The sequence below is a fragment of the Enterobacter sp. AC1 genome, from assembly GCF_050434705.1.
In the GTDB taxonomy this organism is placed as follows: Bacteria; Pseudomonadota; Gammaproteobacteria; order Enterobacterales; family Enterobacteriaceae; genus Enterobacter; species Enterobacter cloacae_L.
In genome coordinates this window covers 933,160-958,840 of record NZ_JBNDIZ010000002.1, presented here as the reverse complement: position 1 = coordinate 958,840, position 25,681 = coordinate 933,160, and the positions used below count along the sequence as shown (strand labels likewise).

The following is a 25,681-nucleotide window of genomic DNA, read 5'->3' as shown; positions in this document are numbered from 1 at the left end:
GCAGACGTCTTCTGCCTGGGAGTCACTCTACGTCATGTCGGATATTATCCTTGCCCGTGTTTCAGAAACCCTCGCCACTGAACAATCCCTTGAAAGTCTCGTTCGTCAGCTGCTGGAGATGCTGGAGATAGTGACCGACATGGAGTCGACTTATCTCACTAAGGTCGATATCAAAGCCCGGCTGCAGCATATTCTCTATGCCCGCAACAGCAAGCAGATGGAGATCCCCGAGGGGTTGAGCGTTCCCTGGGATGAAACGCTCTGCAAGCGCGCGCTGGATAGCGACACGCTGTTCAGCAACGACGTGCCCGAACGTTGGCCCGAGTGTGAAGCCGCAAAAGCGCTTGGCATTACCACCTACATGAGCATCCCCGTTCATCTTGCCGATGGTTCTCTGTACGGAACGCTCTGCGCCACCAGCACGGCCAGGAAACCGCTCAGCGAGCGCGGTGAGCAAGTGCTGAGATTATTCGCCGGTTTAATTGGCCAGTACATCCAGAAAGAATCGCTGGTCACCCAGCTTCGCGAAGCCAATGCAGCCCTCATTGCGCACTCTTATACCGATGCCCTGACCGGGTTGCCCAACCGTCGCGCGCTGTTTGAAGATCTGACGACCCTGTTTTCTCTGGCGCGGCACCTTAAGCGTAACGCCATCATCGCGTTTATCGATCTGGATGATTTCAAACTGATAAACGATCGTTACGGGCACGAAGCGGGCGACCAGTTCCTGATTGAAGTGGGCAAGCGGTTGACGGAAGAGAAGCAGCAGGACGATATCATTGGCCGGCTGGGCGGTGATGAGTTTCTGGTGGCTTCGCTGAGCCAGTCCCACGATAAGGGAGATAACGCGCAGGTCACCCTGCTCAGAACGCGCCTCAGCGCCTGCATTGCCGGTGAATACTGGCTGGGCAGCGTTAATCTCATCTATCCCGGTGCCAGCCTTGGCGTTATCGAAGTGGACCCAGGCGTAACCGATCCGGACACGGCGCTACGCGACGCGGATGCCGCGATGTATCAGGATAAGAAAGGAAAAAGCAAAACACGCTTTCTCGGTATGGATTAACCCCGTACACTCTACGGCGTGATTGAAACCGAAACAGGTGATGATATGAGAATAGGGATCCTCTTCCCGGTCGTTATTTTTATAACGGCGGTGGTTTTTTTAGCATGGTTTTTTGTCGGTGGTTACGCGGCGCCAGGGGCATAAATGAGAAAAACGACCCTCATTATGCTGATCGTTGCCATTGCGGCATTTGCCGGCACGCAGCTTGGCTGGTGGTAAACCCCAATACGTAAAAAGGCCGCCATCTGGCAGCCTTTTTCAACGCTTTTAAGCCTTAGCTTTTGATTTTTCGGTAGATAAACAGAACAACCAGTGCACCGATCACCGCGACGGCGAAGCTGCCGAAGTTAAAGCCATCAACCTTGCCAAAACCGAACAGCGTACTGATCCAGCCGCCAACTACCGCGCCGACAACACCCAGTATTACGGTAACGATAAACCCACCGCCATCTTTGCCCGGCATGATCCACTTCGCCAGAATACCCGCAATAAGCCCAAAGATAATCCAGGATAAAATTCCCATAACTTTCCTCTCTGTATGGTTTTTGTCATTAAATCAACGACACAAAAAAGAATAGCACAGGATTTGAGAAAGGAAATTTGTGATAAGCATCACACCGAGAGAGTGCGTAATTATTCATCAACGAAATGAACGTTCCACATAAACTGTGGGGTTGCATCTTTTATTGAGAAAGATTATCTTTCTCAACACTGAATGGTTGAGTGAAACGCTCAGGTATTCAGTACGACATTGCTCACATTGCTTCCAGTATTTCTTGCCCACTCCTGAGTGGGCTTTTTTTTCGTTCATACCCCAACAAATGCGTACCGGTTACGCCCGGCGCGTTTTGCCTGGTAGAGCGCCCGATCCGCGGCAATAATAATGTCCTGCTGGTTGCCTGCGATATCGACAGCACGTGCTGTTGAAATCCCAACGCTTACCGTCACCCGTCCGAATGGGCTGAAAGCATGGGCAATGTGCAGCGAGAACACATTGCGAATAATCGTCTGCGCCAGGCGAAGCGCCTCCTGAATATCCGTATCAGGTAAAATCAGCGCAAACTCCTCTCCGCCATATCGCGCCACAATCTGATTATCGCGGGTGAGGCTCTCCCTGAGGCTGTTTCCGAGCAATGCCAGACACCGGTCCCCTTCCGGATGACCGTAGTTATCGTTGTATTTTTTGAAGTAGTCTACATCCACGATCAACATCGAAATTGGCGCATCATGTGCGGCACAGAGCGCGATTTCCGAGAGGATTTTTTCATCAAAAATGCGACGGTTGTACAGCCCGGTCAGCGCATCCTCAGAGGCGATAATCTTCAGCGCTTTGTTATCCCGTGTTTTTCGGGATAAGTCGGAATACAGGAAGTAAGACGCGAAGATGAGTATCGCGGTGAAGACGAAAATGAGCACCGCCAGCTGAATCGCCTGCTTGCGCCAGGGTGCGAGGGCTTCATCAATACTGACGGCCACGGTGGTGACCAGCCCGTAGCGTTTATTTTTCTCATAGGCATAAATGCGCTCGATTTTATCAAACCGGGAAATGGAGCTGGCTATCCCTGTATTTTGTACCTTGAGATATTTCCTGAAGAGAGGTGAATCAGAAACAATCGTGCCAATATAGGTATTTTTAAAGGGATAACGGACCAGCAGCACGCCTGCCTGCGTCGTTAAGCCAATAACGCCCGAGTGACCGATATTAATCTGCCCGTAGAGCGCGAGAAAATTTTCGATACCCAGCGTCACCACCACGACACCGTTAAATGCCCCAGTGTCGGTTTCAAGGCGCCGGCTAATGGTGATAACCCATTTACCATTGGTTCTGCTTACCACGGGCTCACCAATAAAAATCTGCTGACTTTTATTTTCCTGGTGAAAGATAAAAAACTCTCTGTCCGAGCCTTTACGGGGCCCGGTAAAACTTTCATGCAATGCGGTAAAGATATCGCCCTGCGCATCGTAAACAACCACATTATTAATCTGGGTAAGAAGATTATCCTGATTATTTATCATCCGCTGAATATGGGTCGCCTGCTGCGGGGTCATACCATAAATTTCGATTATGTCGGAGACGGTAGCAATTAACATTTCACTCTGGCGCATGATCCCCTCAGTATAGACATCAAGGGTATGGCTCAGGTTAGCGACGCTGGTATTAATTTGCTGGATTGACTGCTGTCTGGACGTGGCAATTTGGACGGCAAGCGACAGCGAGATGATCAATGAGACAATGATGACGGTAATGGTTGTTGTGTAAAAAGTATTTTTCACATGCACGAGCTATTCCACCTTATCACGCCTGACATCCCTGGCTGACAACTCTTGTCACTGTAACAAAGCTCCGGATAAGAGGAAAATGAATTGCACTTAAGCATACAACAGAAGCTCGTCTTAATTTTGTTTTACAAACTTACCGTCTCCCGAGGCTTAGATAAAATGACTTTAATAAAGTCTATATAGGAGACGGGTTTACCAAAATAATAACCCTGCAACAGGGTAATCTCATTACGGTTGAGATACTCCAGCTGCTCCTTCGTTTCGACGCCTTCAGCTACAATGCGCAACGAAAGTTTTTTCGCGAGGTCTATGACGCAGTCCAGCAGGATCGTTGAATCCTTCTCCTCTGAAACCCGGTTCACAAAGCTCTTATCGATTTTAATATAGTCAATGGCAAGCGCATTAAGGCACGACAGCCCGGAATAGCCCGTACCAAAGTCATCCAGCGCGATGACAAAACCTGAGTTATGAAGCGTGTTGAGGCTTTTCACCAGATGAGGATTATCGATCAACGGTTCACGCTCGGTTACCTCAAGAACCAGCTTAACTTCTTTACCCTGAAACCCTTTCCCGAAGACGCGGCAGTCACCAATAAACGAAGGGGCATTGATGTGTCTGGCGCTGATGTTTACCCCGATATGAAACCCATCCGGTAGCTTAGGCAAAAGCGGCTTAAGCTGAGTAACCACTTTCGCCATTAACCCTTTGGTCAGAGGGATAATTAAACCGCTACGTTCGGCAATCGGAATAAAGACGTCCGGCGGAATAAAGCCTGATTTTGGATGCTTCCATCTTGCGAGCACTTCAACGCCATACAACCCGCCGGTATCACCGTTCACGATCGGTTGATAATAAGGAACGATTTCACCGTGCAAAATGGCTCTCCGCAAATCATCTTCAAATGAGGTGCTTTTCCCCTTGTAACGCTGGATTAAAATGCCCACCGCTACGGATAACGCGAGAATAAGCAGTATCAGGCTCCATCCCTGGTGCAGCAGTCGCGTCAGGCTAAAAAAGGCAGGAGGTTGCCAGGCCAGGCTAAAGGGGAATAGCGTTGATGCCGTTAGCGCCCCTGCCCACGAGGCCGCTTTCCAGGCGGTGACATCACCGTTGCGCGCAAGCATTCTTTCACCGACAACGAGCCCCAGGTCAACGCTGTTGGACGCATTTGCAATAACGTCCTGCAAATGTGCCTCACTGACGCTGACAATGACGCGCCCGCCCGCAATGGGCATCTGGAACAGGAGCACCGGAACACCGTTCACCCGTCGATTGCCGGGTAACAGCATTAATTTTTCGTCAGGTAGCATCTCCGGGTGAGTTATCAATACGCCATTTCCGGGAAGGGAAGTACAGATGATTTTACCCTGCTGCTGGATCATGATGGCGCGCAAATGCGGTTTAAGCGCCGCTTCTGTCCCCAACGCCAGCTGTCCGCTACTGGTACACCCTTGAGCCGCAACCCGCTTCGCCGTGGTGGCCGCACTGGTGGCTTCAGCAAGAATGTTTTCTATTTTTTGGGTGCTTACGGTGGCGGTGTGAATATTATTAAGTTTCGCCATCTGCCATAGCTGCCAGTTAACGATCAGTATGCCGCTCAAAAAGAGAAACAGGGCACTAAGAATGGGAATAGTCACGTTGCGCACGATGTTTTCCTTAAGAGAAAAAACAAGCATGGATGTTCTGGAAGAAGAGCCTGAGGCTAACCCGGCGTTGCTATAACAATGAAAAAAGCTTAGCTGAGATTTGTCTTAAAAAACTGATGATTTCGTATGAGTTCATCCTGCTGAATGTACTCACCTGCCGTGGCTATCAGGCTTGTACCTTGCCCAGGCTGTGTTAAGATTTGTGAAATCAGGGAGCGGACAGGATAACTGGAAAATGAAAAAACTCATTGCCGTTGCTATCGTTTCAACGCTTCTGGTCCTCCTGTCTCTTTATGCGGTCAATGCGGTTATTGTGGGTCAGCAAAAGAGCAAACAGCTTGAGATATCGCGCACCCTTTTACATTATTCAGAAGATTTGTCCCAAAGCGTGGCGCTGGCCCTTAAAAGTATTACAACGCAGGGGTGTGATAAAAGCAGCCTTGATAGCTACAGACAAATAAAGCTTAATAGCCTCTATTTCGGCGATATCGGTTTTATTGAGAAGGGGAAAATAGCCTGTACCGCCTTTTGGGGTAAACTCGCGACGCCCGTTGCACTTCCTGCAGAGCTGCATAAAACGCCGAGGGGCTTTCTGCTGGCGCAGTTTTCCAGAAAAGATTTTTTCACAGGCAATGCGGCAATTTATAATAATATTATTATCTTCACCTCCCGCTATGCTTACGATAAGTTCACCCCGGTTACGGCAAGCTATTCACTGAGTACCACCACCAAAGACTTCGGCAGAACCTTTTTTTCGACCACTCCTCAGTTAAAGCAGCAGAGCTGGCTGCATTCGAGGTTGTTTACCCTGACCCTGACGCAGTGCAGCCCCATCTGGGACCTGTGTGTCATTGTGAAGCATCACGACGCAGGGCTGGCCTCGTTACCCCCGTTTATCTTTACGCTGCTCGCGGTCATTCTCTATTGTATCTGGGCTGCGATAACGCTATTTATCTTCCGTATCTATGAAGACCGTTTTTCGCTGGAGCGCACGCTGATCAAGGCCGTCATTACGAATACCATCTGCGTTAACTACCAGCCTATTATTCGCATTCACGATCAAAAAATAGTCGGCGTAGAAGTTCTGTCGAGATGGCGCGATCAAAAGCACGGTGACGTTTCTCCGGAGCTTTTCATTCCGTTAATTAAGAAGATCGGTCTGTATAAAAAATATTATAATAACATTATTGAAAAATCCCTTTCTGAAATTGCCCCGCTTGCGATTAAGCATCAGCTGATTGTCTCAATCAACGTCGGGCGAAAGGAAATTGAAGATGGACAATTCATTAACGTTTTGCGCCGGGTCTGTTTAGCCCATCACCTTCCCCTTTCCCTGATAAAGGTTGAGCTTTCTGAGAAGGCCATTTCCGCTGCGGATATCCTCGAGGGATTCTGTCAGGAGCTGAAATCTCTTGGCGTAAAAATATCAATCGATGATTTTGGCGTGCAAAATTCAAACCTCGCCAGGCTGTCACTGCTTGAATATGATGAAATCAAAATCGATAAGTCGCTGGTGGATGGCATCAGTGAGCATTATAAGCAAAACATATTTGTAATCTTTAGCGATGCCCTTGCAAGATTGAATAAGACCCTGGTTTTTGAGGGAGTGGAGAATGAAATACAGTATCGCTTTATTGCTGACAGATATCCCGATGCGCTGATTCAGGGCTGGTATTTTTCTAAGTCACTCACCCGGAGCGAGCTGGCGAAGCGGCTCACCGGGGTCGCGCCGTAACCCGAAGCCCGGCGCGCCCGTATTTTTTCTGCCCGGGCGTTTCTATTTTATTCGCAAAAACATATAGTCGTCACAATCAGACGGTAGATTACCCTGAAGCACACTCTTATTTGGTTAAAAACGTGAAATTATCCTTACTTTTCCCAGTGGTACTCTTTTTTCTGATCGTTATTTTCGCGCTGTTTATCGACACTCCCGCTTCGCATATTCTGCGAAAAAAATGCATGTGGTCCGATAGCGTGATGCTGAGCTGTCTGGCAAAGCATCAGCATAATGGTTTTTAAGGCAGGTTATTCATTGCCCCATTGATTGAGGAAGTTCGCAATATCATCAATGCGGGCAGCGCGGATCCCGGCCTCCGCGGCCATCTCCTGCTGGGCTTCCTCGCTAATTTCCTCATTATTCGCTAAACGGGTGAGCAGCAGCTGGAAATAATGTGCCAGCGCGTCGCGCTCTGACTCACCGACCTGCTCTGCGGCTTCCGTCGCGTACTCATCGGCAATGTCATAATATTTCAGTGGGATATCGTTGTTCATCGCAGTCTCTTCTCAACCTGTATGGGTCAAGTCATGAGTATATCGGACGCCCTGGCTCAACCAAAGCATTGCTTCAGATGAGCAACGCAAGCAGCGCTGCGAACGCGGGCAAAGCCTGCACATACAAAATTTTTCGGCTGGCGGTCACTGCACCAAATACACCGGCAATTAACACGCAGGTCAGGAAGAAGATGGCCACCTGAATGCCCTTTTCGCCGAGCCAGAGGCTCCAGAGCAGACCTGCCGCCAGAAAACCGTTATACAGCCCCTGATTCGCGGCCAGCACGCGGGTATCGCGCGCAAAGTCGGGACGCAGATTAAAGGCCTTGTGCCCGGTTTTGGTGTTCCACAGGAACATTTCCAGCACAAGGATATAGAGATGAATTAACGCAACAACCGTGATAAGAACCGTGGCTAACATCGTGCTGTCTCCCGCAGGCAGAGGCAAAAAAAAACGGGAACCCTCAGGCTCCCGTTCCGGTATAACCCAGAAACTGGATTACATGTTCGCGATAATCGCGTCGCCAAACTCTGAACATTTCAGCAGCTTAGCGCCTTCCATCAGACGTTCGAAGTCATAAGTTACGGTTTTCGCGTTGATCGCGCCTTCCATACCTTTAACGATCAGGTCTGCGGCTTCGAACCATTCCATATGACGCAGCAGTATTTCATGAAATCAATCATGACGCATTGATTTTTAAGTAAAAAAATCAGAAATAATGCTCTCGTCACATATTTTTAGCAATAGGCTAACCAGTTGATTGTATTTAATTATTTCTGGGTTTTGATAACCACTTTTCGGTTGAAGACATTATCCTCCTCTTGAATATGCTAAATCGAAAAGGTTTTTTAAACCCCTTATGTGATTCTTTAAAATCCGTTGGTTAGATTTTTTTCCTAACATATCCATCTGTTTCACTTCTGATTTAACGGTGATGGCTAGTGTTTATGTTAGGAAAGAAATTGATTACTAAACGCCCATAGTCCGCTCTTGAAGTCATATTGAAAACTATGCGTAGCTCCTTTCCTGTTTCGCCACTCATCGCTTCACGCCTTTCTATCTGATCTGCATAATCGCCACGAATCCGTTTGTAAGACTTAACCAGCGCGCTGATTTTTCTCCCTGCCCTATACTTTCAGTCTGACATCCGACTGGAGGTTTCTATGTGTGGACGTTTTGCACAAGCCCAAACCCGTGAAGAATATCTGTCGTACTTGGCCGATGAAGCCGATCGCGACATTGCCTATGACCCTGAGCCTATTGGCCGATACAACGTCGCGCCCGGCACCAAAGTCCTGCTGCTGAGCGAACGAGACGAGCAGCTGCATCTCGATCCGGTTCTGTGGTCCTACGCGCCAGGGTGGTGGGATAAAGCGCCACTGATTAACGCGCGCGTCGAAACCGCGGCCACCAGCCGTATGTTCAAACCTCTCTGGCAGCATGGCCGGGCGATCTGTTTTGCGGATGGTTGGTTCGAATGGAAAAAGGAAGGCGACAAGAAACAGCCCTACTTCATCCACCGTGCTGACGGCCAGCCCATTTTCATGGCGGCAATCGGCAGCACACCGTTTGAGCGCGGCGATGAAGCGGAAGGATTTCTGATAGTGACGTCTGCAGCTGACAAAGGCCTGGTCGATATTCACGACCGCCGGCCGCTTGTTCTGTCACCTGAAGCTGCGCGCGAATGGATGCTTCAGGATGTAGTGGGGAAAGAAGCTGAAGAGATAGCGGCCGACGGTGCAGTGCCTGCCGACAAGTTTGTCTGGCACGCCGTGACGCGTGCCGTGGGAAATGTGAAGAATCAGGGTCCAGAGTTAATCGAGGCTGTCCCCTGAACCTTATTAGGAGTAATCATTTTACTATGACCGAATAACGAGCACATGACGAGACATGCATTAAAGATAACATTTTTATTAAGCCTTGGGATTATTTTTTTTACTTTTTTCCTTGGCAAAAGTGAAATAGCTGCTGTTAAGATATTCATACCATTCTTCAAAAGTTTGATTTTTTCCTTGCTTAGAATAGGGAATGCCATTCTTAAATACTTGGCCGTTAATTAGATAATGAGAGACTCTAATTTTGAGTTCGCCATCAAAAGAATAAAAATTATTTAAAACTGAAGATTTTTTATTTTCACCAATAAAATAAAAAAGAACATAGTGATTTGTTTTTGAAAGTTCTAATAGTTTTTCAAATGTGTCTCTTTCAGGAGAGTGCGTACGAATAACTTCGATAATTATGTTAGGGCATACAGCAGTAGGGAAAAATTTGTTTACATCCCTTCCACCGATATCAGGTTGAATATAGGTTCCATCATGGAATGCGTTACGGGCATTCGCTTCCTTAAACCATTTGTATTGACTACCATTTGGCGAGATAAAAAAAACTTGTTCCTCAGGTTTGTTATCACTCCCGAAAACATACGTAGAGATCGTTATTTTATTTATCTCGCCAGAATTTAAATTCTCATGCAATGCATTTACGCAATTGTTGTGTGTTGGATTGTTCTCTGCCTTACCTAACTGCACACCGAAAGATTGCCCCCCCATTTTTCTAAAATGCGGAGACTCTGCATTTCTAACAGGAATGACAATACAATCATTGGCATCAACAAGAGGCTCCCCCTTCATCTTCGGATATACATGAGAGTCAAGGATGTCTTTATCTGAATAATCTACACCTGAAATTAGTCCTCTTGGCATTTGCTCTCCTTAGGCTTAACTAGAACGAACTCACTCTGACTTCAAGAGGATATTACTAAAAGCCTCATAATAATCAACAGAAATGTTCTTAGTTTTATTCAATTGTGCTTATATCACTTTAAACAGACATTAGAAAAACTCATTTTTGGGCATAATATGAAACTATTTATCTTACTTTAAGAAGATCTGAATATCTTGTAGTGTATCGTGGAGAAAGCATTTCTCGCTTCATCTGCCACTGCTGCTGTATGCCCTGGCCTGCAAAGTAGAGTGTGCCTTTTCCATCTTTAGCGTTCAGGTGATCGAGAACTTCCATCAACTTATGGCTTCCGGCCCGCGGCGCGTTCTCATCGAACAGGTTGAGCTGGGCCACCCCCTGACTGAAGAAGTCACCCAGCATGATGCCGGCTTTCTGGTACCGGTGGCCATCCTTCCAGATTTTGTCCAGACAATTTACCGCGGCGTTGATAATGTCGCGGGAATCTTGAGTGGGGGTAAGAAGTTTCATGGAGGCACAGTTACCGTAATACGGCTCGTTAAGCGCAAAGGGAGAGGTTTTCACGAACGCAGAGATAAAGCGGCAATACTGATGCTCGCCGCGAAGCTTTTCGGCGCCACGCGCTGCATAACTGCAGATAGCCTGGCGCATCTGTTCGTACTCGGTGACGCGTTCGCCGAATGACCGACTGCAGACGATTTCCTGCTTTGCTGGCGCAAACTCCTCCAGATCAAGACAACGCTCGCCGCGCAGCTCCCGGACCGTTCGCTCGAGTACCACGTTAAAGTGTTTACGGATAATCCATGTGCTTTGTTCTGAGAGGTCCAGAGCCGTTTTGATGCCCATGGCGTTCAACTTCTTACTAATGCGCCTGCCGACGCCCCAGACGTCCTCCACCGGAACCAGAGCAAGCAGTCGGCGCTGACGATCGAGATTGGATAGGTCCACTACCCCGCCCGTTTGCCGCTGCCATTTTTTGGCGGCATGGTTTGCGAGCTTAGCGAGGGTTTTGGTCTGCGCGATGCCGACCCCAACTGTCAGGTGCGTACGCTTGAGAACCGTAGAACGGATTTCTTTGCCGAAGTCAGTCAGGTCCCGGCAGTTGCGAACGCCAGTCAGGTCGCAAAAAGCTTCATCGATACTGTAAATTTCGACGCGGGGGCTCATTTCCTCAAGCGTCGTCATTACCCGGTTCGACATGTCTGCGTACAGCTCGTAGTTACTGCTGAAGCAAACAACGCCAGCACGCCGGAAAAGCTCCTTTTGTTTGAAGAAAGGCTCACCCATGGTGATTCCGGCGGCTTTGGCCTCGGCGCTGCGCGCAATTACGCAGCCATCATTATTCGAGAGAACGACAACCGGGCGCCCCCTCAAATCAGGCCGAAACACCGTCTCGCATGATGCGTAGAACGAATTCACATCACAGAGCGCGAACATGTTCAGCTCGCCGATTTAACGATGAAAGTCACGACGCCGAAAACGTCCAGCGTATCTTCACTGCCTACAACAATCGGACTGTAGGCGCTATTCATTGGAATGAGTTGGACTGTCGGGCGTAGCTGCAGGCGTTTAACAGTAAATTCCCCTTCCACCGCGGCGATGACAATGTCACCGTGCTCAGCTGTGCGCGAGCTGTCCACCACCAGCAGATCACCATCGCTGATCCCAGCTTCTATCATTGAGTCGCCGGCCGCCTTAACGAAATATGTTGAGCTAGGGTGGGAAACCAGTAACTCATTGAGATCGATACGCTGTTCAACGTAATCTGCCGCAGGGCTTGGGAAGCCACACTGCACTAAGTCACTGAAAAGCGGGACAGCAATAATTTCTCGCAGTTCTGTTGGCCTGATGAATTCCATTGCACACCTCAAATACTGTTTTTATATACAGTAGTTTTATTTGTAAGTGTCCGCAAGATGCAGGCCCTACCGTCACTGCTTAAAGCTTCGCCGTTTCGTTTCTAAGTTTCTCTCTCGTTTCGAATTATGGCTTTTGTAAATTTTGTGGCAGTAATTCTATGTGAGTAAATTTAAGCCGATTTTGAAACGGGGAATTTTTTATAAAGCGTGCATACGGCCACGTCATAAATAATCGCGACCTGCTTCCTTTCAACCCCATTAGCAATAAGCCTCCCGGCCTGCGCCCATTGTTCGGCTGTTAACTTCGGACGCCTGCCGCCAATCCGCCCCTTTTCCCTCGCAACCGCCAAACCTGCCCGGGTGCGCTCCACAATCAACTCCCTCTCCATTTCCGCCAGGGCTGACATGATATGAAAGATGAAGCGGCCCATCGGGCTTGATGTGTCGATGCTGTCAGTGAGGCTCTTAAAGTGAATGCCTCGCTGCCGGAGTTCGTCCACCAGCAGCACCAGATTCCGCATGCTGCGCCCAAGGCGGTCCAGCTTCCAAACTACCAGCGTATCACCCTCATTCAATGCCCTAAGAAGCTTTTTGAGTGCTGGCCGGTTTGCCACTGTTCCGCTCATTTTTTCTTCGAAAATCTGTTCACATCCTACGCGTTCGAGTGCTTGCCGCTGAAGATCAGTATTTTGGTCATTTGTTGACACCCTTACATAGCCAATTTGCATATTTTTCACCCAATAAATTCTGCAAAAAAATCAGGTGAAGTTATCGGCCTGGCCGCTCAAGAGCAATCTATAAAACGTCGGTTTAGGAAGTAGCGCGACAAAGGACGCAGGAACCGCTGCCGGGAATGTTATGCAAGTGGGAGCATTTGGGCTCGGTATGCAAACCCCAACCTACTTAGACGCCACGGGTAATCCTGTGTCCGGTTTTTTTTCTGTTCAGGCTGGCGTTTCGCATAATCCGGCAGGCAATATACCCAGCAAAGACAGATAATTAGTAAGAAGAAGAACGGAAAAGGCAAAATCCTGAAAATTTTCATAAATAGCGAGAACCTGCGAGGTCGCCGCCCCGTAACATCTTAGATAGTCGGAAAGGACCCATATAGCCTCAGACGCCTTGGGGGGACAGTCATATCCTCGGGTGGGGATATCGTAGTTACTATCCGCCACAGGGGATAATATAAGGTAATTCCTAAAACTTGCCGCTTACGCTTGTTAAATCAGCCATGGCGTCCATCCTTAAGATTCTCTGAACTGGCTCCTACCAATACCAGAGAAAGCAACTCCTTAGAGTAAGAAGCACTATAGAAATATTTGCCGGCCCTCACCCTGAGGGCTTTTTTTTCGAAAAAAAAGCCAGTTCGGACAGAACTGGCTGGGTCTAGCAGTAAGTAGGTAGCACATCACACTTAGCTCGATTTTTAGGCTATTCCATTAGTCTCTCATTCAGTTGCCGGGTGCCTCCCGGTGAATTTGCCACAGTCTGCAAATCCGCAAACGTTAGGTGCAACAGTGACTGCTTGCCCCACCGCATAGGGGGATTCAGCCGAATGATAAAGATATCGATTCACTTGTGTATATTGAAATTAGTACACAACTTCATTTTTGGTAGGCGTATCAGATAAAAAAAGCAAATGGTTACAAGCGCAATCATAACTCATGAAATTAGTAATGACTTATAAATCACAATATAAAGCATTTTAACTTATAACTGAGATTTCTCTTAGGCTTTGCTTTAAAGTCCGAGCCTCCTTGAAACGAAGACCGCTTTGGTCTCCCTTCCGAAATGTTGGATTTCAGTTCGGAAGGGAAATTTTTTCGAACCATGACATATTCTGAAGAACGCCTTAGGGTTCACTTTCTAAGTCTCTCTAGGAGGTCTATTTCGAAAGCACCTGTGCTTTTGCATTCTACTGGCTTGACTTTATCATTTCCGTCCGCAGTTACGAGTCCAGCAGACCCTGTGACTGACACTGCGACATTCGATCCTTCTCCTGCACTCCATACCTGCGTGACTACACGATAACGCTCCTGAATGTTTTGAGTCTGCTTAACCTCTGTGCAATCGAGAATCAAGGAAGCAAGTTCGACATTTTCCCCGACTGCTGCAACGATCCCAATGGTTTGGTCATTCACAACAGGGGTCATCCCTCTTTGTTGATAGTAAAGTTGAACTGCGTTAATCAGCTCATCAGGCTTTCGGTTGCCAATTTTTATTTCGGGTGCAGAAGTCGACGTTTCTGACGCATCAACACTCTGCGCAGGATTACTTGACTGCCCTCCTGCTTTCACAGGGCCATAAACATTTATGCAGCCAGTAAGGAAAAAAGGAATGAGGTAATGCGCAACCTTCAACATAACATTCACCGATAATAAAGAGTGGTGCACGCAGAAAGCTGGGAGCATAAAATTACCAGCATAAAAATTTTATATTTCATCACAGAGCTCCATATTGAATGTAATGCTTATACAGGACTATTTATGGTGTAAAGAAAACCGCTTTGAACGTCGTTAACGATTTCGCTCAATCTGCCTAATACCAGCGAAATTGTTATTGCCTTTTTCAATTACAGCCAGCAACGGCTTAATCCAGAGCACAGCCTGGCAGTACGTTATTGAGCCGGCGGCAGCGGTACTACCATCGGCTGTGTCAGGTTCGTCGGTATCGGGGTGCATTGCGCTGGAACGTAGACGGTACGCGTATTCGAGCAACCCACCAGCAATATCAGCAGGAACAGGCAGATCACAGGTTTTTTCACGACGGAGAATCTCCCGGTACTTGATGGTGGTTTCTTCGGTGCTGGTGTCGATCAGAGAATTAAGTCTGCTGGCATGTTCTGCAACCTGATTGAACCGGCTAAAGTTGAATGCCTGGATGGCGATCACCTGCCCCTGCAAAGAGTTGTCACTTCGCAGAACGTCGTTATCGCTCTGAAGGCTACTGGCGATTGAGCAACTCTTAACGAGAGCGACCGAAAGGCCAGCAATCACGACAACGCCGATAAGACCCGGATTTATTTTCATTGGTCCAGCCCCCAGCACGTCAGCGCACTTTCCTGATCGCGCCGCTCGACCTGCCCATAACAGCCATTCTTCTGGCCTCTAGTCAGGCGGCAATCTCGTCCACCGTCCTTAATCCACCAGCGAATTGCCTCGCATGCACCTATGTGGTCCCCTGCATTGATGCGCCGATAGAATGTCGAAGGGAAGCATTTACCGGGACCAATGTTGTACGGGCAGAAGGATGCGATACCCACCTTCTGCGGCTCTGTAAGAGTTGCTTCGATATTGCGGTCAACCCAGGCTAATGCCTTATCGCGTTCAATAGCGTTAATCTTTCGACACTGTTCCTCACTGGCCGTCATACCTTTAACAACACGCCTGCCATCGATGACGGTTACGCCGTGACATAAAGACCAGACCCCACCCGGATCAACAACGGCCACCAGCGCATTGCCTTCTTTCTCGCTGATGAACTGATCGAAAATGAGTGGAGCACATGCACCTGACGCGATTAGCGCCAGCACTGCTGCGCTGAGTTTGGCTTTGTTCGACATTATTCACCCCGCGCAGCTTTGCGGCGATCCGCTTTGATTTGGAAGTACAGGCTCGTCAACCACGTCAGCAAACCAAACATGAGGCTACCGAGCACACCAATGGCCGCCCATTGTGATGGGGAGACTTTATCGAGGAGCTGAAGTAACCAGTATCCGGTCCCCCCTCCAGATGCGCCGTATGCAATACCCGTTGTAATTTTTTCCATTCGATACATGCTCTCACCTCGCGAGCTTGCGGGTGTTGAATTTAGGGAATAAAAAAGGCCGCCTTAAGGCAGCCTGTAATGTTTGAATAGGATTCAGAGAGGTGGTGGTATTGGACCTTTTAGAACGACGGCTTCACCGTTATGGCAAAGATCGAAGCCATGTGTCAGGTGCCAAACTCCACTGACGATCTTACCAGTCAGCATGTCTTCGGTTTGACCATGCGAAAAGTAAGCAATCTGGACACAGTCATTGTGTCTTATCCAATAATATCCTTCTTTCATAATTCACCTCTTAAATTGTTTCATTAAGAAGTGTATATGGCGATTTGGGACGAAGTGGACGCGAAAGTGTGTTTTTTTGAGAGTGTGATGCCGAGTGCCTCCCGGTGACTTATCTCTGGTTATCGAAGTCGCACGCATACCTGCAGATAGCAGTTAACCAGGCGCCCCACCGCTTAGGGGAATTCATCACATGCATAACTTAATCAAGATGTATTCATCCGGTCAATGAGTGATTTACGTTGTAAAAAAAAGCCTGCTCGGACAAGCAGGCGTAAGGAGCTAAGTTGGCAATAACTCAGGGTGTGGTGCCGGGTGCCTCCCGGTGGAAATGTTTACAGCATTCATTTCCGCGCGCTGGTTGGACACTCTGGAGAAATGTCCTGCTGAATCGCCCCTCCGCTTAGGGGGATCCACCACAAAATCGCTTTCAGAAACATCCATTCCGCAGGATGCTTAAGAAGCATATGCATGAGTTGGAAAATTCACAACGCAATCAGACAAATATATTCATTAAGGGCTACAGGAAGTGGGCCTTTAATGTTTTCGGCCTCTACGTTATGACACTGTCATCGCCTTGCGTTAGAAATATTGAAAATCGATTGAAGAGCGACGATATGACAGGGGTACTGATGCTATGCACCTCGCGAATACCCCTGTCGTATCGCCGTAAAGCAAAAGCCCCGACTGGCGGGGCTTTCGATATATTCAAATTGTCGCTTAAGTTCGCTGCCATCGCGGCGCAGCTCTGCCAAGCATGAATGAATTATCTAAATTCCTGGCTCGTTATCAATACATAAATTGAAATTGAGCACGAAAAGCCAAAAAACTAATAACTTATCTCTGTTCAGCCAGGAGTTTCCGCGTAGATAAAAAGACCTTCGCCCTGAATATTTCCAGGCACCAGCGTACACGTTTTCTCGCCTCCCAGTCCGTTAACCACGGCGCGACCGACTGTAATTCCCGCGTAATATCTGAGATTTTTTTGCGTGTGGTGTAGTACTGCAGGCCGACGATATAAACAGGATCATTTACATCAAGCGCCTGCAGAACTGACTGCTCGACAAAATCAACGTCATCATCGTGAATGGCTTCATCAATGATGCTGGTGGCTGGCTGTGGCCACAAAATGGCGTGAGCGCGATTTAGCGCCTGCGGCCCTCTAAATCCTTCTGCTCGAGCCTGTTCCAGTGCAGCTGTAAAGCGAGACAAAGCCTTATCCGACCATCGCCCGCCCTTAAGAACATCCCAGCATGCATGAGCGCGAGGCAAGCGAGGTGCTGTTCCACCGCTTACCCCGTCTCCCCATGTTGTCAGCAATGATTTAATCCAGGCCGACTGGATACTTGTAAGAAGCATGCTTTTACCCAGCCAGCTTTTACGCGGCGCACTCGCTGCTCTACCCAGCGCTTCAATATGGTTACGGCGTTGACGTGGTGTCATCCTGTTCTCTCCTTACGCCAGAACGCCGAGCGCATAGGCCCGGTCCAGCACTCTAATGATCATTTCCAGCTGCGAGCCATATTTGCGCTCGAATGCCAGGCGGTCGTTATGCAGTTCGGTATGATGTTTGCGGCAAAGTGGAATGGAGAATATGTCGTGCGCTTTAGTTGCCATGCCACCCTGCCCCCACCCGATTAAGTGATGCGGGTCGTCTGATTGCTGCTGGCAGCATTCGCAGGGCAGTGTTTTCACCCAATTCAGATAATTGCGACTTTCCCAGCGCAGACGCTTTGGTCGACGCATGAAAGACTGAGGCGGCGCTGGATCCACCATCACGCCCACCAGCGGTTCTGTCAGCGCATCAGGTAGGTCGACCGCTGAAACTAATTCCCCAAGGATGCTGGTGGCCGCTACTTCGGGAATTATGTCACTTTCTCGTCCAATACGACTTTCTTCACGCATACAAAGAGCTTCACGAACGCATGATTCTGAAAGTGCATCCGTAACTTCTTTACGAACTGCCCACCAGCAGAGCTCTGCAAGTGAGATCTCCCGGCTTTTGTCCAGGCAGAGATGAATGCGGACAGAATCCAAAACAAAGGCAATTACATTTCTGCGTGCCAGCTCTGCCAATGCTTCGGTACGCTGCTCTCGCAAGTGATTATCGCAATAGCCACAAAGCAGGATGGATCCTGGCTCATGGTGCATGATGGTTAGTTCGTGGTAGTGGTAATCGCTATGAGCGTATTGGCAATCGCCGCCGTCGTACTTCAGCAACCAGTAATCAAGCCCGCTTATACCACCAGCAGCAGCCAGAACCTGTTCATTCAAAAAGAAGCTTCGCAGCTGCTCGTTTTCAGCCAGTGGCTGCCGCGCATCCGAAACGCGACCAGTTTGATACCCGGCCATACTTTCTGGCTGGCGCTCGATTAACACTCTTCCTGCGGTGAACAACTCCATCAGCTCTCTTCCTGGCTTCAAAAGTACGACACCCAGCTCCCTAGCAATCACAGGTCGAAGAAGCGCACGCATCACTCGCTCTCCCTAATAATGATCTGCCCGTTCTCGCCCCAGAGCTTTGTTATCCTTGAATCCCAGATATGCGTGTCGTCCTCGAAGAGCGCATCCATCAGAGACTTCATCAGGTTATCAAGATCGGGTTTACCCTGATGGGGCTGCCCGTTCATCTCTGCTCGCTTCTTTTTGCTCCAGCTATTCGGCATCGGAAGAACGAAGGTAACGTGTGAATTTGACTCTGGCATGTAAATGCCCAGCAGCCGGACGTGATCGCAAAAGGCCCGGTAACGCATAACTTCAGGGCGCTTTTTCCATTTGTCTGCACGCGTCATGCGTGGCTTACCAATCGGAAGGATGTTGTAGACGGTCACGATCACCCCCATGCCCGGGAACGCATACTTTGCGCCGTCTTAGCTGAGGATTTTTGCTGAGGTAGTAATGCGCTGACTATCCAAAGACGAGGGTCAATATCGAGACTTTTCTCGACGGGGACGCCTTTAGACTTATAGCGAGCCACCAGCTCATTGGCTTCTTCGGTTGTCAGCCCGGTGTGAGTGAACCAACTTTTCTTCATGCCGCCTCCTGCAGGAGTGACATCAAAAGAAAATTGCTGGCCCTTTGAAGGGTCAGTAATGATTTATTCTTGTTTGGTTTTTGCGCCATGGTTTCTCTCCATTGGCGCAGCAGGCATAGGGTGTTCAGCCCTATAAAATGATACTATCAAAATTATAAATCGAGGATCAAGGTCGAAAGTTGACATTAGCAATAATAGTAGATAAATGAATCAAAGGATACGTGAGATCGCTCCTCCATGTGCACGTTCGTATACGTCAGACAATTCCATTAGAATTGTTTTGATTTCAATAGAATTAAGTTCTTCCGAGTTTTTATAAGACATTCCAATATGCGGATACGTCGCGTCAAAAAAATAAGTTCTATCTTCTGTACTAACATTAACTTCTTGCACATCAATACAAAGATATAATGCCGGCTTTGTTTTTGAAAGCTTTATTAATTTATGAACATGTGCTACCTTGCTTTCCTTGCCATCTTTATTAGAATGATAAAATGAAAGATAAAAATCATCCTTTTCTAATATTTCAAAACACTCTAAATCGATTACTCCGTCGCCTGAATAACCACCTTCCATGATATATCGCCAAACGCTCTTGTCACTGCACGCAATCACTTCTGGAATTAATGAAAAATCGACACCATTGATAGCATGACAACTCATAAATTACTCCATTAATCTGAAAAGAGATAGGATTTGATCAGAATTCTCATGGTGCTTACCAAATTTAGCAATACCTGTTATTGTAATTACACCTTTTCTTTTTCTTGCATAAGAAAAATCTATCTCAAAATTGTCTTTTACAAGAATATTTAAAGTTCCTGCATTATGAATTGATTTCTTATAGATAATCCCAAAATACCCTGTCTTATCATCAATGTAGACTTTAATGTTACGTTTAACAGAAAATGCAGGTACATACCGTAAAAACTCCATAAAAGACTTAGCTGCTGTATAAAGATGCTCATGGCTAAGCTCACGACGCCTTTCTGTTACCTTTTCTTTGTGTCGAGTTATTGCATTTTTAATATATTCTAAAAAAACCCCAGAATCTTTAAAATCTACAGATAAATTATGAGTGATATTACAAAGATTATCGAAGCGCTGAGTGCAATTTTCGAAAAAAACTAGACTAGAATTACATTCATTAGACTCATATGCAAATTCTTGATGAGACAAGTCATCAAGAAGTTTAATATTTTCTAATGCACTTGCCCATTCATGCCATTTAGAATCATTAATGTATGATTCGCACATAAAATACGAAGATTGGGTATCATAGAATTCCTTGACCTCCATTCGAGTAATGTCAGATTGCAAAAATAATGACAAATCTTCATTACGATGCTCAATTACTTCTATAGGCACAGTATAAGAAATATCAATAAATTCATCACATATCTTTTCTTTCATGACACACCTTAACTTTCAATAAATTTAGTTAGGTTTTTTACTATCTGTTGGGCATGACCTTTAGTTAACGCTATAGAATAAAAGCAGTATTTCCCACTCCCATCATTATGATGATCCAGTAAATCCATGAAACAAATATCTGATGCAATCCCAAATCTCATGCCTAAAGGCATAACAGGAGGATTGTTTCTAGGAGCTTCATTATTTTCATTTACATTTGTATTTGTATTTGCATTTATGTTTACGTTTGTATCAGACATTTATGCACTCCGTTGTATAATCTAAGGGCTTACTCTTCTAAGTGAGTATATCACTTTACTGGGTAATGCAATACACGTTAAGGTGCTTATTAGGTTTTTTGTTCCACGACGGGGGGTATCCGATATCCTAAATTTTTGAGAATCTGCGTAAAGAGTGTCGGTGTTCCCACTATCTCATCATCCTGTAACGGCATGAATGACACCTCATCCCCGCGTCTGTACATGAGTGCACGACCACTATCAGGAAATGAGTGCAGTCGCGCAACGATAACCCCATCGTTGCACCTGATGACCGCATAGCCCTTGTTTGGTAATTCTTCTTTTTGTTCCACCAATCTCCCCTCCAAACTGGAAAATTTCTGCATGCTGTATCAATAAAACCAGTCGTCTGCACTTTCCCAGGTCTGCTGGAGGATTTCCTCAATCTTCTTCTTAACCTCCTTCTTGCCACCGTAAACACTTAAGCCATCCGAGCCTGCACGACGTATGACCAGACTGCACACATCAAAGTGATTCTGGAGTCGTTTTAATAATTCTGTTTCCAGCACCGGGAGAGCGCCCTTAGGAAGTTCTTTAGTATGATCAATGGTTACTTCAACTTTCATAAATTCCTCCGCCCCTGCAGCTGTATATCCATACAGTACACCGCTATATGTGTTTGATCAACGCTTTAACCGCACGAAATGCGAATACAAAGCTCAACTGTTGAAAAAAAGACTCTATAAGCGACCTTTGAAAAATCCGATAACTTATTGATTTTAGCAAACTCAGTATTGAGAGCGAGCAACAAGTTCAGCGCTTAGCAACTTGAAAATTAGAACGGTCGCATCAGTTGTAGGTCCACTTTTCGCCAATTACATCTGTGCTAATAACAGTTTGCGTGGCTCAACGTAGAGCAGATCAACGCTGTTCTTCATACCTAACACTCGTACGGCGATTTATTTATAATGTGTTTATAAAACCAAAGCATGGGAACAAAAATGCACAATTTATTAAGTATGCTGCGCTATAAGAGCGAGGGAACTGATATTGACTTCAAATCTGCCCAGTACCGCTTTACCAATGGCTCTGAGAACGATAAATCAGAACTACTTAAAGATATTCTCGCTATAGCTAACTCCTGGCGTGATGGCACTGGATATATCCTGTTGGGGTTCAAAGATCAGCGTCCCAATCCTGCGGAGGTAGTTGGAATCCATGAAACTATTGATGACTCTCGAATCCAGCAGTTCGTGAACAGCAAGGTGAAGCCGAAGCTTACATTCAGCTATGAGGAACATCTGTATGAAGGCAAGACCATCGGCATCATTTCAATCCCAAAACAGAAACGCCCATTTTATCTCACGAGTCCTTACGGAAAACTCAAAAGCAATGTTGTTTATGTCCGAAGAGGAAGCAGCACTGATGAAGCCGAACCTGTCGAAACCATCGCGATGGGGCATGAAGACAATGGTCGTGCAGAGATGAAAATCGAGCTATCCCTGCGGACACCTGATAATGACACTCTTCCCCTCAACTTTACCCACACTTACCTTCATTTCACTGAGGAATTTCCAGACTACGAAAGGCCCTCAAAATCATTAGGGCCTTTTGACATGCCCGATATTTCAAGCATTTACATGGACAACAGGGATTTCTTCCGCGAATACGCAGAGTACATGCGAATAAATAAAGCGCTTACTGTGCTTAGACTAGTACTTCTCAATCGGTCTGGCGTGCAGTTGTCCAACGCCAAAATTGAACTAACTATTGAGACAACAGATTCCCATGTGCAGGTAATCCCAGAAAGTGATTTGCCTGAAAAGCCAAACCCTACCAGGAACATACTAAACAGCGGGACCTTTAAAGGCGGTCCATTGTTTAACAGAGATAACAGTCTAGAGATAATTGAAGGTGCCCAGATTCCTGAATGCCACATTCGCTTAGGATCTCTATTACCTGGGGAGCAAGCTAGTTCGGAGTTAATTGCAATTTTGCCGGAAGGTCCCGGGCGTATTCGCATTTGCTTGCGTGTTTTAGGCGGTGAATTAGCCACGCCGATTGAGCAGGAGTTTGCAATTGAGACAACAGGTGAGCATCTCTCCTTGGACTTTAAGGGTTTTAAGGATTACATCATCTCTGAAAAAGCGAAGTGATTGTTAGTGAATGGCCTGAACCAAGTTGATTGACACGCGGCATTGCTAGCAAGTTCCATTGCGACTCAATTATGACCGTATGCTCATCGCTAAAAAGTGCCTGTCAAGGAGGGTAAATCCCTCCTCACAACTCAGCCATACAAAAAACCTTAACGTACAATGCTTCCATTTCTCAAACAGAGTTCTTTTGCACCCTGTTACCACGGTACAGAAGAGTTCCCCATCTGCGGAATCTTTGAAAAACCACCTTAGGGGGTGGTTTTTATGTTTTGAGACAAAGATATGCTGCAACTGAAAAACAAGTCAATAAAACCATATCATGTTGTGATTACTATATTTTATCAGCAGACAGCCAGCTGCTTAGAGGTTTCACTATCAACCTAGCATTGTTATATGCCATCTCTAACGTCAGGCAAGTTCTAGACGTATAAAACTGTTGCCCCTCAGACTTGTACACAACAAGAGCCAGATCTGGATTTGCACCTGAGTATGTTAGATGTAATGGGATGAGTAACTGGATATTTCCACCATAGTATTGTGGAACCGCAATGGTGTAATTTGTTTTAAGTCTGTTTACAGTGGTTTTTATCGCACCATCTAAAATAGTTCTCACTTGCATTTCAGGCATGGATTTAAAGTTAGCAGGAAACCTATCTATATTGTCGGATATTATGTGGGCTATGTCAGCCTTTATCTCGATGTGCGGATTGAATATGAAGTTCTCAGGATTTTTAAAGTAATCAGCGACTTGGGGTGTATTATTAAACTTGTCAGTTATGTTTCTATGACTTATCTTGAAAAAACCCTTAAAGAAGTAGGGTTGTTTTGATTTAGGGTTTTTATTTTTCTCAAAGAAAGCGACTATCTCCTCCCAGTTGCTTGTAACAAGGCCGGTGTTAAAACATGCATGAACGTTTCCAGCTGAGAAGACGATCTTCTTCTCATCATTAATTTTACTAAAGGTATGAAATATATAGTTCTTTAAAATGGAGTTCTTACCACTTCCAGTCGAGAAGTCCCAGTTCTCTTTATCGGCAAGATTTTCTGCTAGATCTTTTATACTGTCTTCAAATTTAGGGAAATAAGCAAATTTAAAAAGCTCAATGTCCATTGTGTTCTCCAAAAAAAATGCCACCGGTTAACCGATGGCATTCTATATGATAAAGAATATTTTTGCTTGATTACCAAGCGATCTTGGATAGACCCAAGCGTCTTTGTAAACTCCATACAGTGTAATGCATAGCAAATGATGCTGTCAAAGGGGTTTTGGAATCAACAAAACACCACTAGGCGATAAAGAAATTTATAGATGTAAATCAATGCATTAGGCATTAAATGCATTCCTCATTGTGGCATAAGTTCGGTTGGTAGCGCACGAACACTACTACTTGTAGTGTTTGGGTTAATTGTTTGGTCATTGGTCAATACTCGATTAGTTGGTTAAACCTGCCGCTTTACGGCGCTTGTATTCTTCCATCAGCAGCTGTGCCGGAGTTGATCCTGCCGGATGCTGCGGTGCAGCAAGCTGGCGACGAATTTGTGGAACCGACAGCCCGTTGCTTACGTGCTTCGTCCATTTGGTTAATAACTTCTCAGCAAGTTTTTTAAGTTCCTCCTCAGTCATCTGACGCTCTACGCCAGTTCTGCGCATTTCGATGCAGATGTGGTACAGCACCGGCTGTGGCCACGGATATTTGTCGCTGCCCGAATAAAGGTAAGACTCGTTGCGCCAGCGGCGATATTCAGTCATCACGCGGTCAGATGTAAGACCGAACGGATTAGCTCCAATTTCTGAAACCAGCGAAACAAACTCAGCAAGATCCGGAGGCCAGGTATTTCCAACTGCGCAACGGTCCATGCATCGCTGACAGACCAGTTTTATCTGTGCTTCAGTCATCGAACCTATCTGAGCTATCCAGAGGCCCGTAGGTTCTGCCCCATTCTTCTGCGTCCAGCGGTTCGAGAAGATTTCCCCCATCACCTGCCATAACCGCCACGCTGTCTCCGTCGCCATCAAGTCCGTTCCGGCGTCGCCACTCTGCGTGTGCTGACTGTATTTGCTGGACAGCTCGGGATGCTGCTGGCTGTGGTCGAACTGATGCATTCTCGGTACCTCCCGTTTGTGGTGCTTTCAGAACCTTTGCTCGATCCAGGTGGCGAGCGAACTTCTGCTCCCACTGAATTTGATGAAACACTTTCCCTTCGGCTTGCCAGTAAGCGATGAAGATGCTCAGCTCGGCTTCGATATTTATGCCCGCCTTGATCGGCATGCCCCACAGATTTGCCTGTCGAGCAAAGTCGGCTGTTGGATTCCAGTTTTTAAACATCCGGAATTTGCCGAATGGCTGCTGTTGCCCATTTCCGATACCTGGCTGATCCGGATAATTAGGAATGACAGGTTCGACCAGTTCTCTATGTGAGGGGTTTAGATCTTTATGGTTCCTTGGTAGATTCCGTGTCCCGTTTTTGGGACTGTTTAAAGGGAAAAACGGTACTCTTTGGTTAAAATCCGAACTGTTAACAATCCCGTTTTTGGTACCCTTATTACCTGAAACAGTCCCGTTAATGGCACTGTTTGTATTAACAGTTCCGTTTTCGGTACGGTTCAAATCAACCGTCCCGTTTTTGGGTTCCTTTAAAGAGTTCCGGTTTTGGGTCTGTTCGACATCGGGGATGCTTTCCTCAATACCGACCAGCTTGTACACAGGAATTTGCTTTGTCCTGCCGCGCCGTTCACCTGTGTCAACAACCAGGCCGATTTCCTGCAGGTGCTGTAAGCCTGCAAGCACTGTCTTTCTGTCCATCTCAGTAGCCTCTGCAAGCGCAGCGACAGATGGATAAGCGCACAAGTCAGCGCCGCACATATCAGCCAGCCAGGTCAGGATCGCCTTACTGGAGGATTTTCCGGTCTTAACTTTCTTGGCCCACCGCATTGCATCAATGCTCATGAAGCCTCCGGGTTGAATTCATTG

Annotated in this window: 29 protein-coding genes and 1 pseudogene; 5 read left to right on the top strand and 25 right to left on the bottom strand. The window is 46.8% G+C overall.

The window, feature by feature from the left end; translation table 11 throughout:
- The first annotated feature begins 34 nt into the window (after positions 1 to 34).
- Both M2433_RS09475 and M2433_RS09470 read left to right on the top strand, forming a co-directional pair.
- Positions 35 to 1,063, top strand: coding sequence for a sensor domain-containing diguanylate cyclase (locus M2433_RS09475; RefSeq protein WP_429057177.1), 1,029 nt, complete (start codon positions 35 to 37; stop codon positions 1,061 to 1,063).
- 45 nt (positions 1,064 to 1,108) lie between these two features.
- Positions 1,109 to 1,207, top strand: coding sequence for a YoaK family small membrane protein (locus M2433_RS09470; protein WP_014883431.1), 99 nt, complete (start codon positions 1,109 to 1,111; stop codon positions 1,205 to 1,207).
- A 130-nt stretch (positions 1,208 to 1,337) separates the two neighbouring features.
- Here the strand turns inward: M2433_RS09470 and M2433_RS09465 are convergent, their stop codons facing one another.
- From M2433_RS09465 to M2433_RS09455, 3 genes are all read right to left on the bottom strand, one after another.
- Positions 1,338 to 1,586 carry a GlsB/YeaQ/YmgE family stress response membrane protein gene (locus tag M2433_RS09465; RefSeq protein WP_047348918.1) on the bottom strand — a complete coding sequence of 83 codons (249 nt, stop codon included), beginning with the start codon at positions 1,584 to 1,586 and terminating at the stop codon, positions 1,338 to 1,340.
- Between the two features lie 284 nt (positions 1,587 to 1,870).
- Positions 1,871 to 3,343 carry a sensor domain-containing diguanylate cyclase gene (locus M2433_RS09460; protein WP_429057089.1) on the bottom strand — a complete coding sequence of 491 codons (1,473 nt, stop codon included), beginning with the start codon at positions 3,341 to 3,343 and terminating at the stop codon, positions 1,871 to 1,873.
- Positions 3,344 to 3,468: 125 nt separating this feature from the next.
- Positions 3,469 to 4,989 (bottom strand): EAL domain-containing protein, encoded by a 1,521-nt coding sequence (locus tag M2433_RS09455; protein ID WP_429057086.1) that lies wholly within the window; start codon positions 4,987 to 4,989, stop codon positions 3,469 to 3,471.
- A gap of 235 nt (positions 4,990 to 5,224) precedes the next feature.
- On the opposite strand from M2433_RS09455, the gene M2433_RS09450 reads away from it, so the two are divergent.
- Positions 5,225 to 6,724: an EAL domain-containing protein gene (locus M2433_RS09450; RefSeq protein WP_429057084.1), complete on the top strand. Its 1,500-nt coding sequence runs from the start codon at positions 5,225 to 5,227 to the stop codon at positions 6,722 to 6,724.
- Between the two features lie 290 nt (positions 6,725 to 7,014).
- Here M2433_RS09450 and M2433_RS09445 read toward each other — a convergent pair whose 3' ends face one another.
- From M2433_RS09445 to M2433_RS09435, 3 genes and pseudogenes are all read right to left on the bottom strand, one after another.
- Complete coding sequence (locus tag M2433_RS09445) at positions 7,015 to 7,260, bottom strand: DUF2543 family protein (RefSeq protein WP_047348921.1); 246 nt, start codon at positions 7,258 to 7,260, stop codon at positions 7,015 to 7,017.
- A gap of 73 nt (positions 7,261 to 7,333) precedes the next feature.
- On the bottom strand, positions 7,334 to 7,681 hold the full coding sequence (locus M2433_RS09440) for a DUF1304 domain-containing protein (RefSeq protein WP_429057080.1): 348 nt from the start codon (positions 7,679 to 7,681) through the stop codon (positions 7,334 to 7,336).
- A 78-nt stretch (positions 7,682 to 7,759) separates the two neighbouring features.
- Positions 7,760 to 7,930, bottom strand: a pseudogene (locus tag M2433_RS09435) (NADP-dependent isocitrate dehydrogenase); the annotation flags it as partial.
- Between the two features lie 494 nt (positions 7,931 to 8,424).
- Between M2433_RS09435 and M2433_RS09430 the strand changes: the two are divergent.
- Entirely contained in the window at positions 8,425 to 9,096 is a 672-nt protein-coding gene (locus M2433_RS09430) for an SOS response-associated peptidase (protein ID WP_429057079.1), read from the top strand.
- Positions 9,097 to 9,174: 78 nt separating this feature from the next.
- Here M2433_RS09430 and M2433_RS09425 read toward each other — a convergent pair whose 3' ends face one another.
- From M2433_RS09425 to M2433_RS09350, 16 genes are all read right to left on the bottom strand, one after another.
- Positions 9,175 to 9,963: a hypothetical protein gene (locus M2433_RS09425; protein WP_429057076.1), complete on the bottom strand. Its 789-nt coding sequence runs from the start codon at positions 9,961 to 9,963 to the stop codon at positions 9,175 to 9,177.
- 166 nt (positions 9,964 to 10,129) lie between these two features.
- Positions 10,130 to 11,398 (bottom strand): Y-family DNA polymerase, encoded by a 1,269-nt coding sequence (locus M2433_RS09420; RefSeq protein WP_429057074.1) that lies wholly within the window; start codon positions 11,396 to 11,398, stop codon positions 10,130 to 10,132.
- Between the two features lie 2 nt (positions 11,399 to 11,400).
- Entirely contained in the window at positions 11,401 to 11,820 is a 420-nt protein-coding gene (locus M2433_RS09415) for a translesion error-prone DNA polymerase V autoproteolytic subunit (RefSeq protein WP_059312364.1), read from the bottom strand.
- A gap of 170 nt (positions 11,821 to 11,990) precedes the next feature.
- The gene (locus tag M2433_RS09410) at positions 11,991 to 12,548 is read right to left on the bottom strand and encodes a recombinase family protein (RefSeq protein WP_429057175.1); all 558 of its coding nucleotides are present in this window, start codon (positions 12,546 to 12,548) and stop codon (positions 11,991 to 11,993) included.
- A gap of 1,131 nt (positions 12,549 to 13,679) precedes the next feature.
- Positions 13,680 to 14,183: a hypothetical protein gene (locus M2433_RS09405; RefSeq protein ID WP_429057070.1), complete on the bottom strand. Its 504-nt coding sequence runs from the start codon at positions 14,181 to 14,183 to the stop codon at positions 13,680 to 13,682.
- Between the two features lie 153 nt (positions 14,184 to 14,336).
- Positions 14,337 to 14,849 carry a hypothetical protein gene (locus M2433_RS09400; protein WP_429057068.1) on the bottom strand — a complete coding sequence of 171 codons (513 nt, stop codon included), beginning with the start codon at positions 14,847 to 14,849 and terminating at the stop codon, positions 14,337 to 14,339.
- Positions 14,846 to 15,382 (bottom strand): lysozyme, encoded by a 537-nt coding sequence (locus M2433_RS09395; RefSeq protein ID WP_429057065.1) that lies wholly within the window; start codon positions 15,380 to 15,382, stop codon positions 14,846 to 14,848. The genes M2433_RS09400 and M2433_RS09395 overlap by 4 nt, the downstream gene beginning before the upstream one ends.
- On the bottom strand, positions 15,382 to 15,597 hold the full coding sequence (locus M2433_RS09390; RefSeq protein WP_000286102.1) for a class II holin family protein: 216 nt from the start codon (positions 15,595 to 15,597) through the stop codon (positions 15,382 to 15,384). Before M2433_RS09390 ends, M2433_RS09395 begins: the two co-directional genes overlap by 1 nt.
- 1,107 nt (positions 15,598 to 16,704) lie before the next feature.
- Positions 16,705 to 17,310, bottom strand: coding sequence for a hypothetical protein (locus M2433_RS09385; protein WP_429057062.1), 606 nt, complete (start codon positions 17,308 to 17,310; stop codon positions 16,705 to 16,707).
- 12 nt (positions 17,311 to 17,322) lie between these two features.
- On the bottom strand, positions 17,323 to 18,342 hold the full coding sequence (locus M2433_RS09380; RefSeq protein ID WP_429057059.1) for a DUF968 domain-containing protein: 1,020 nt from the start codon (positions 18,340 to 18,342) through the stop codon (positions 17,323 to 17,325).
- Positions 18,342 to 18,710 carry a RusA family crossover junction endodeoxyribonuclease gene (locus M2433_RS09375; RefSeq protein ID WP_429057056.1) on the bottom strand — a complete coding sequence of 123 codons (369 nt, stop codon included), beginning with the start codon at positions 18,708 to 18,710 and terminating at the stop codon, positions 18,342 to 18,344. Before M2433_RS09375 ends, M2433_RS09380 begins: the two co-directional genes overlap by 1 nt.
- Complete coding sequence (locus M2433_RS09370) at positions 18,701 to 18,901, bottom strand: hypothetical protein (protein ID WP_047174588.1); 201 nt, start codon at positions 18,899 to 18,901, stop codon at positions 18,701 to 18,703. The genes M2433_RS09375 and M2433_RS09370 overlap by 10 nt, the downstream gene beginning before the upstream one ends.
- A 210-nt stretch (positions 18,902 to 19,111) precedes the next feature.
- A complete protein-coding gene (locus tag M2433_RS09365) occupies positions 19,112 to 19,564 on the bottom strand; it encodes a hypothetical protein (protein ID WP_248192935.1) in 453 nt (150 codons plus the stop codon).
- A gap of 3 nt (positions 19,565 to 19,567) precedes the next feature.
- Complete coding sequence (locus tag M2433_RS09360; protein ID WP_429057054.1) at positions 19,568 to 20,314, bottom strand: hypothetical protein; 747 nt, start codon at positions 20,312 to 20,314, stop codon at positions 19,568 to 19,570.
- Between the two features lie 8 nt (positions 20,315 to 20,322).
- Positions 20,323 to 20,574: a hypothetical protein gene (locus tag M2433_RS09355; protein WP_429057051.1), complete on the bottom strand. Its 252-nt coding sequence runs from the start codon at positions 20,572 to 20,574 to the stop codon at positions 20,323 to 20,325.
- Between the two features lie 371 nt (positions 20,575 to 20,945).
- Positions 20,946 to 21,179 carry a DinI-like family protein gene (locus M2433_RS09350; RefSeq protein WP_429057049.1) on the bottom strand — a complete coding sequence of 78 codons (234 nt, stop codon included), beginning with the start codon at positions 21,177 to 21,179 and terminating at the stop codon, positions 20,946 to 20,948.
- Between the two features lie 375 nt (positions 21,180 to 21,554).
- Here M2433_RS09350 and M2433_RS09345 point away from each other — a divergent pair, with 375 nt between their 5' ends.
- The gene (locus M2433_RS09345) at positions 21,555 to 22,709 is read left to right on the top strand and encodes an AlbA family DNA-binding domain-containing protein (protein ID WP_429057046.1); all 1,155 of its coding nucleotides are present in this window, start codon (positions 21,555 to 21,557) and stop codon (positions 22,707 to 22,709) included.
- Positions 22,710 to 23,040: 331 nt separating this feature from the next.
- Here the strand turns inward: M2433_RS09345 and M2433_RS09340 are convergent, their stop codons facing one another.
- From M2433_RS09340 to M2433_RS09330, 3 genes are all read right to left on the bottom strand, one after another.
- Positions 23,041 to 23,820 carry a DUF3825 domain-containing protein gene (locus M2433_RS09340; RefSeq protein ID WP_151712191.1) on the bottom strand — a complete coding sequence of 260 codons (780 nt, stop codon included), beginning with the start codon at positions 23,818 to 23,820 and terminating at the stop codon, positions 23,041 to 23,043.
- Between the two features lie 321 nt (positions 23,821 to 24,141).
- On the bottom strand, positions 24,142 to 24,687 hold the full coding sequence (locus tag M2433_RS09335) for a replication protein P (RefSeq protein WP_429057044.1): 546 nt from the start codon (positions 24,685 to 24,687) through the stop codon (positions 24,142 to 24,144).
- Complete coding sequence (locus M2433_RS09330; RefSeq protein ID WP_429057041.1) at positions 24,599 to 25,657, bottom strand: DnaT-like ssDNA-binding domain-containing protein; 1,059 nt, start codon at positions 25,655 to 25,657, stop codon at positions 24,599 to 24,601. Before M2433_RS09330 ends, M2433_RS09335 begins: the two co-directional genes overlap by 89 nt.
- Between the last annotated feature and the right edge of the window lie 24 nt (positions 25,658 to 25,681).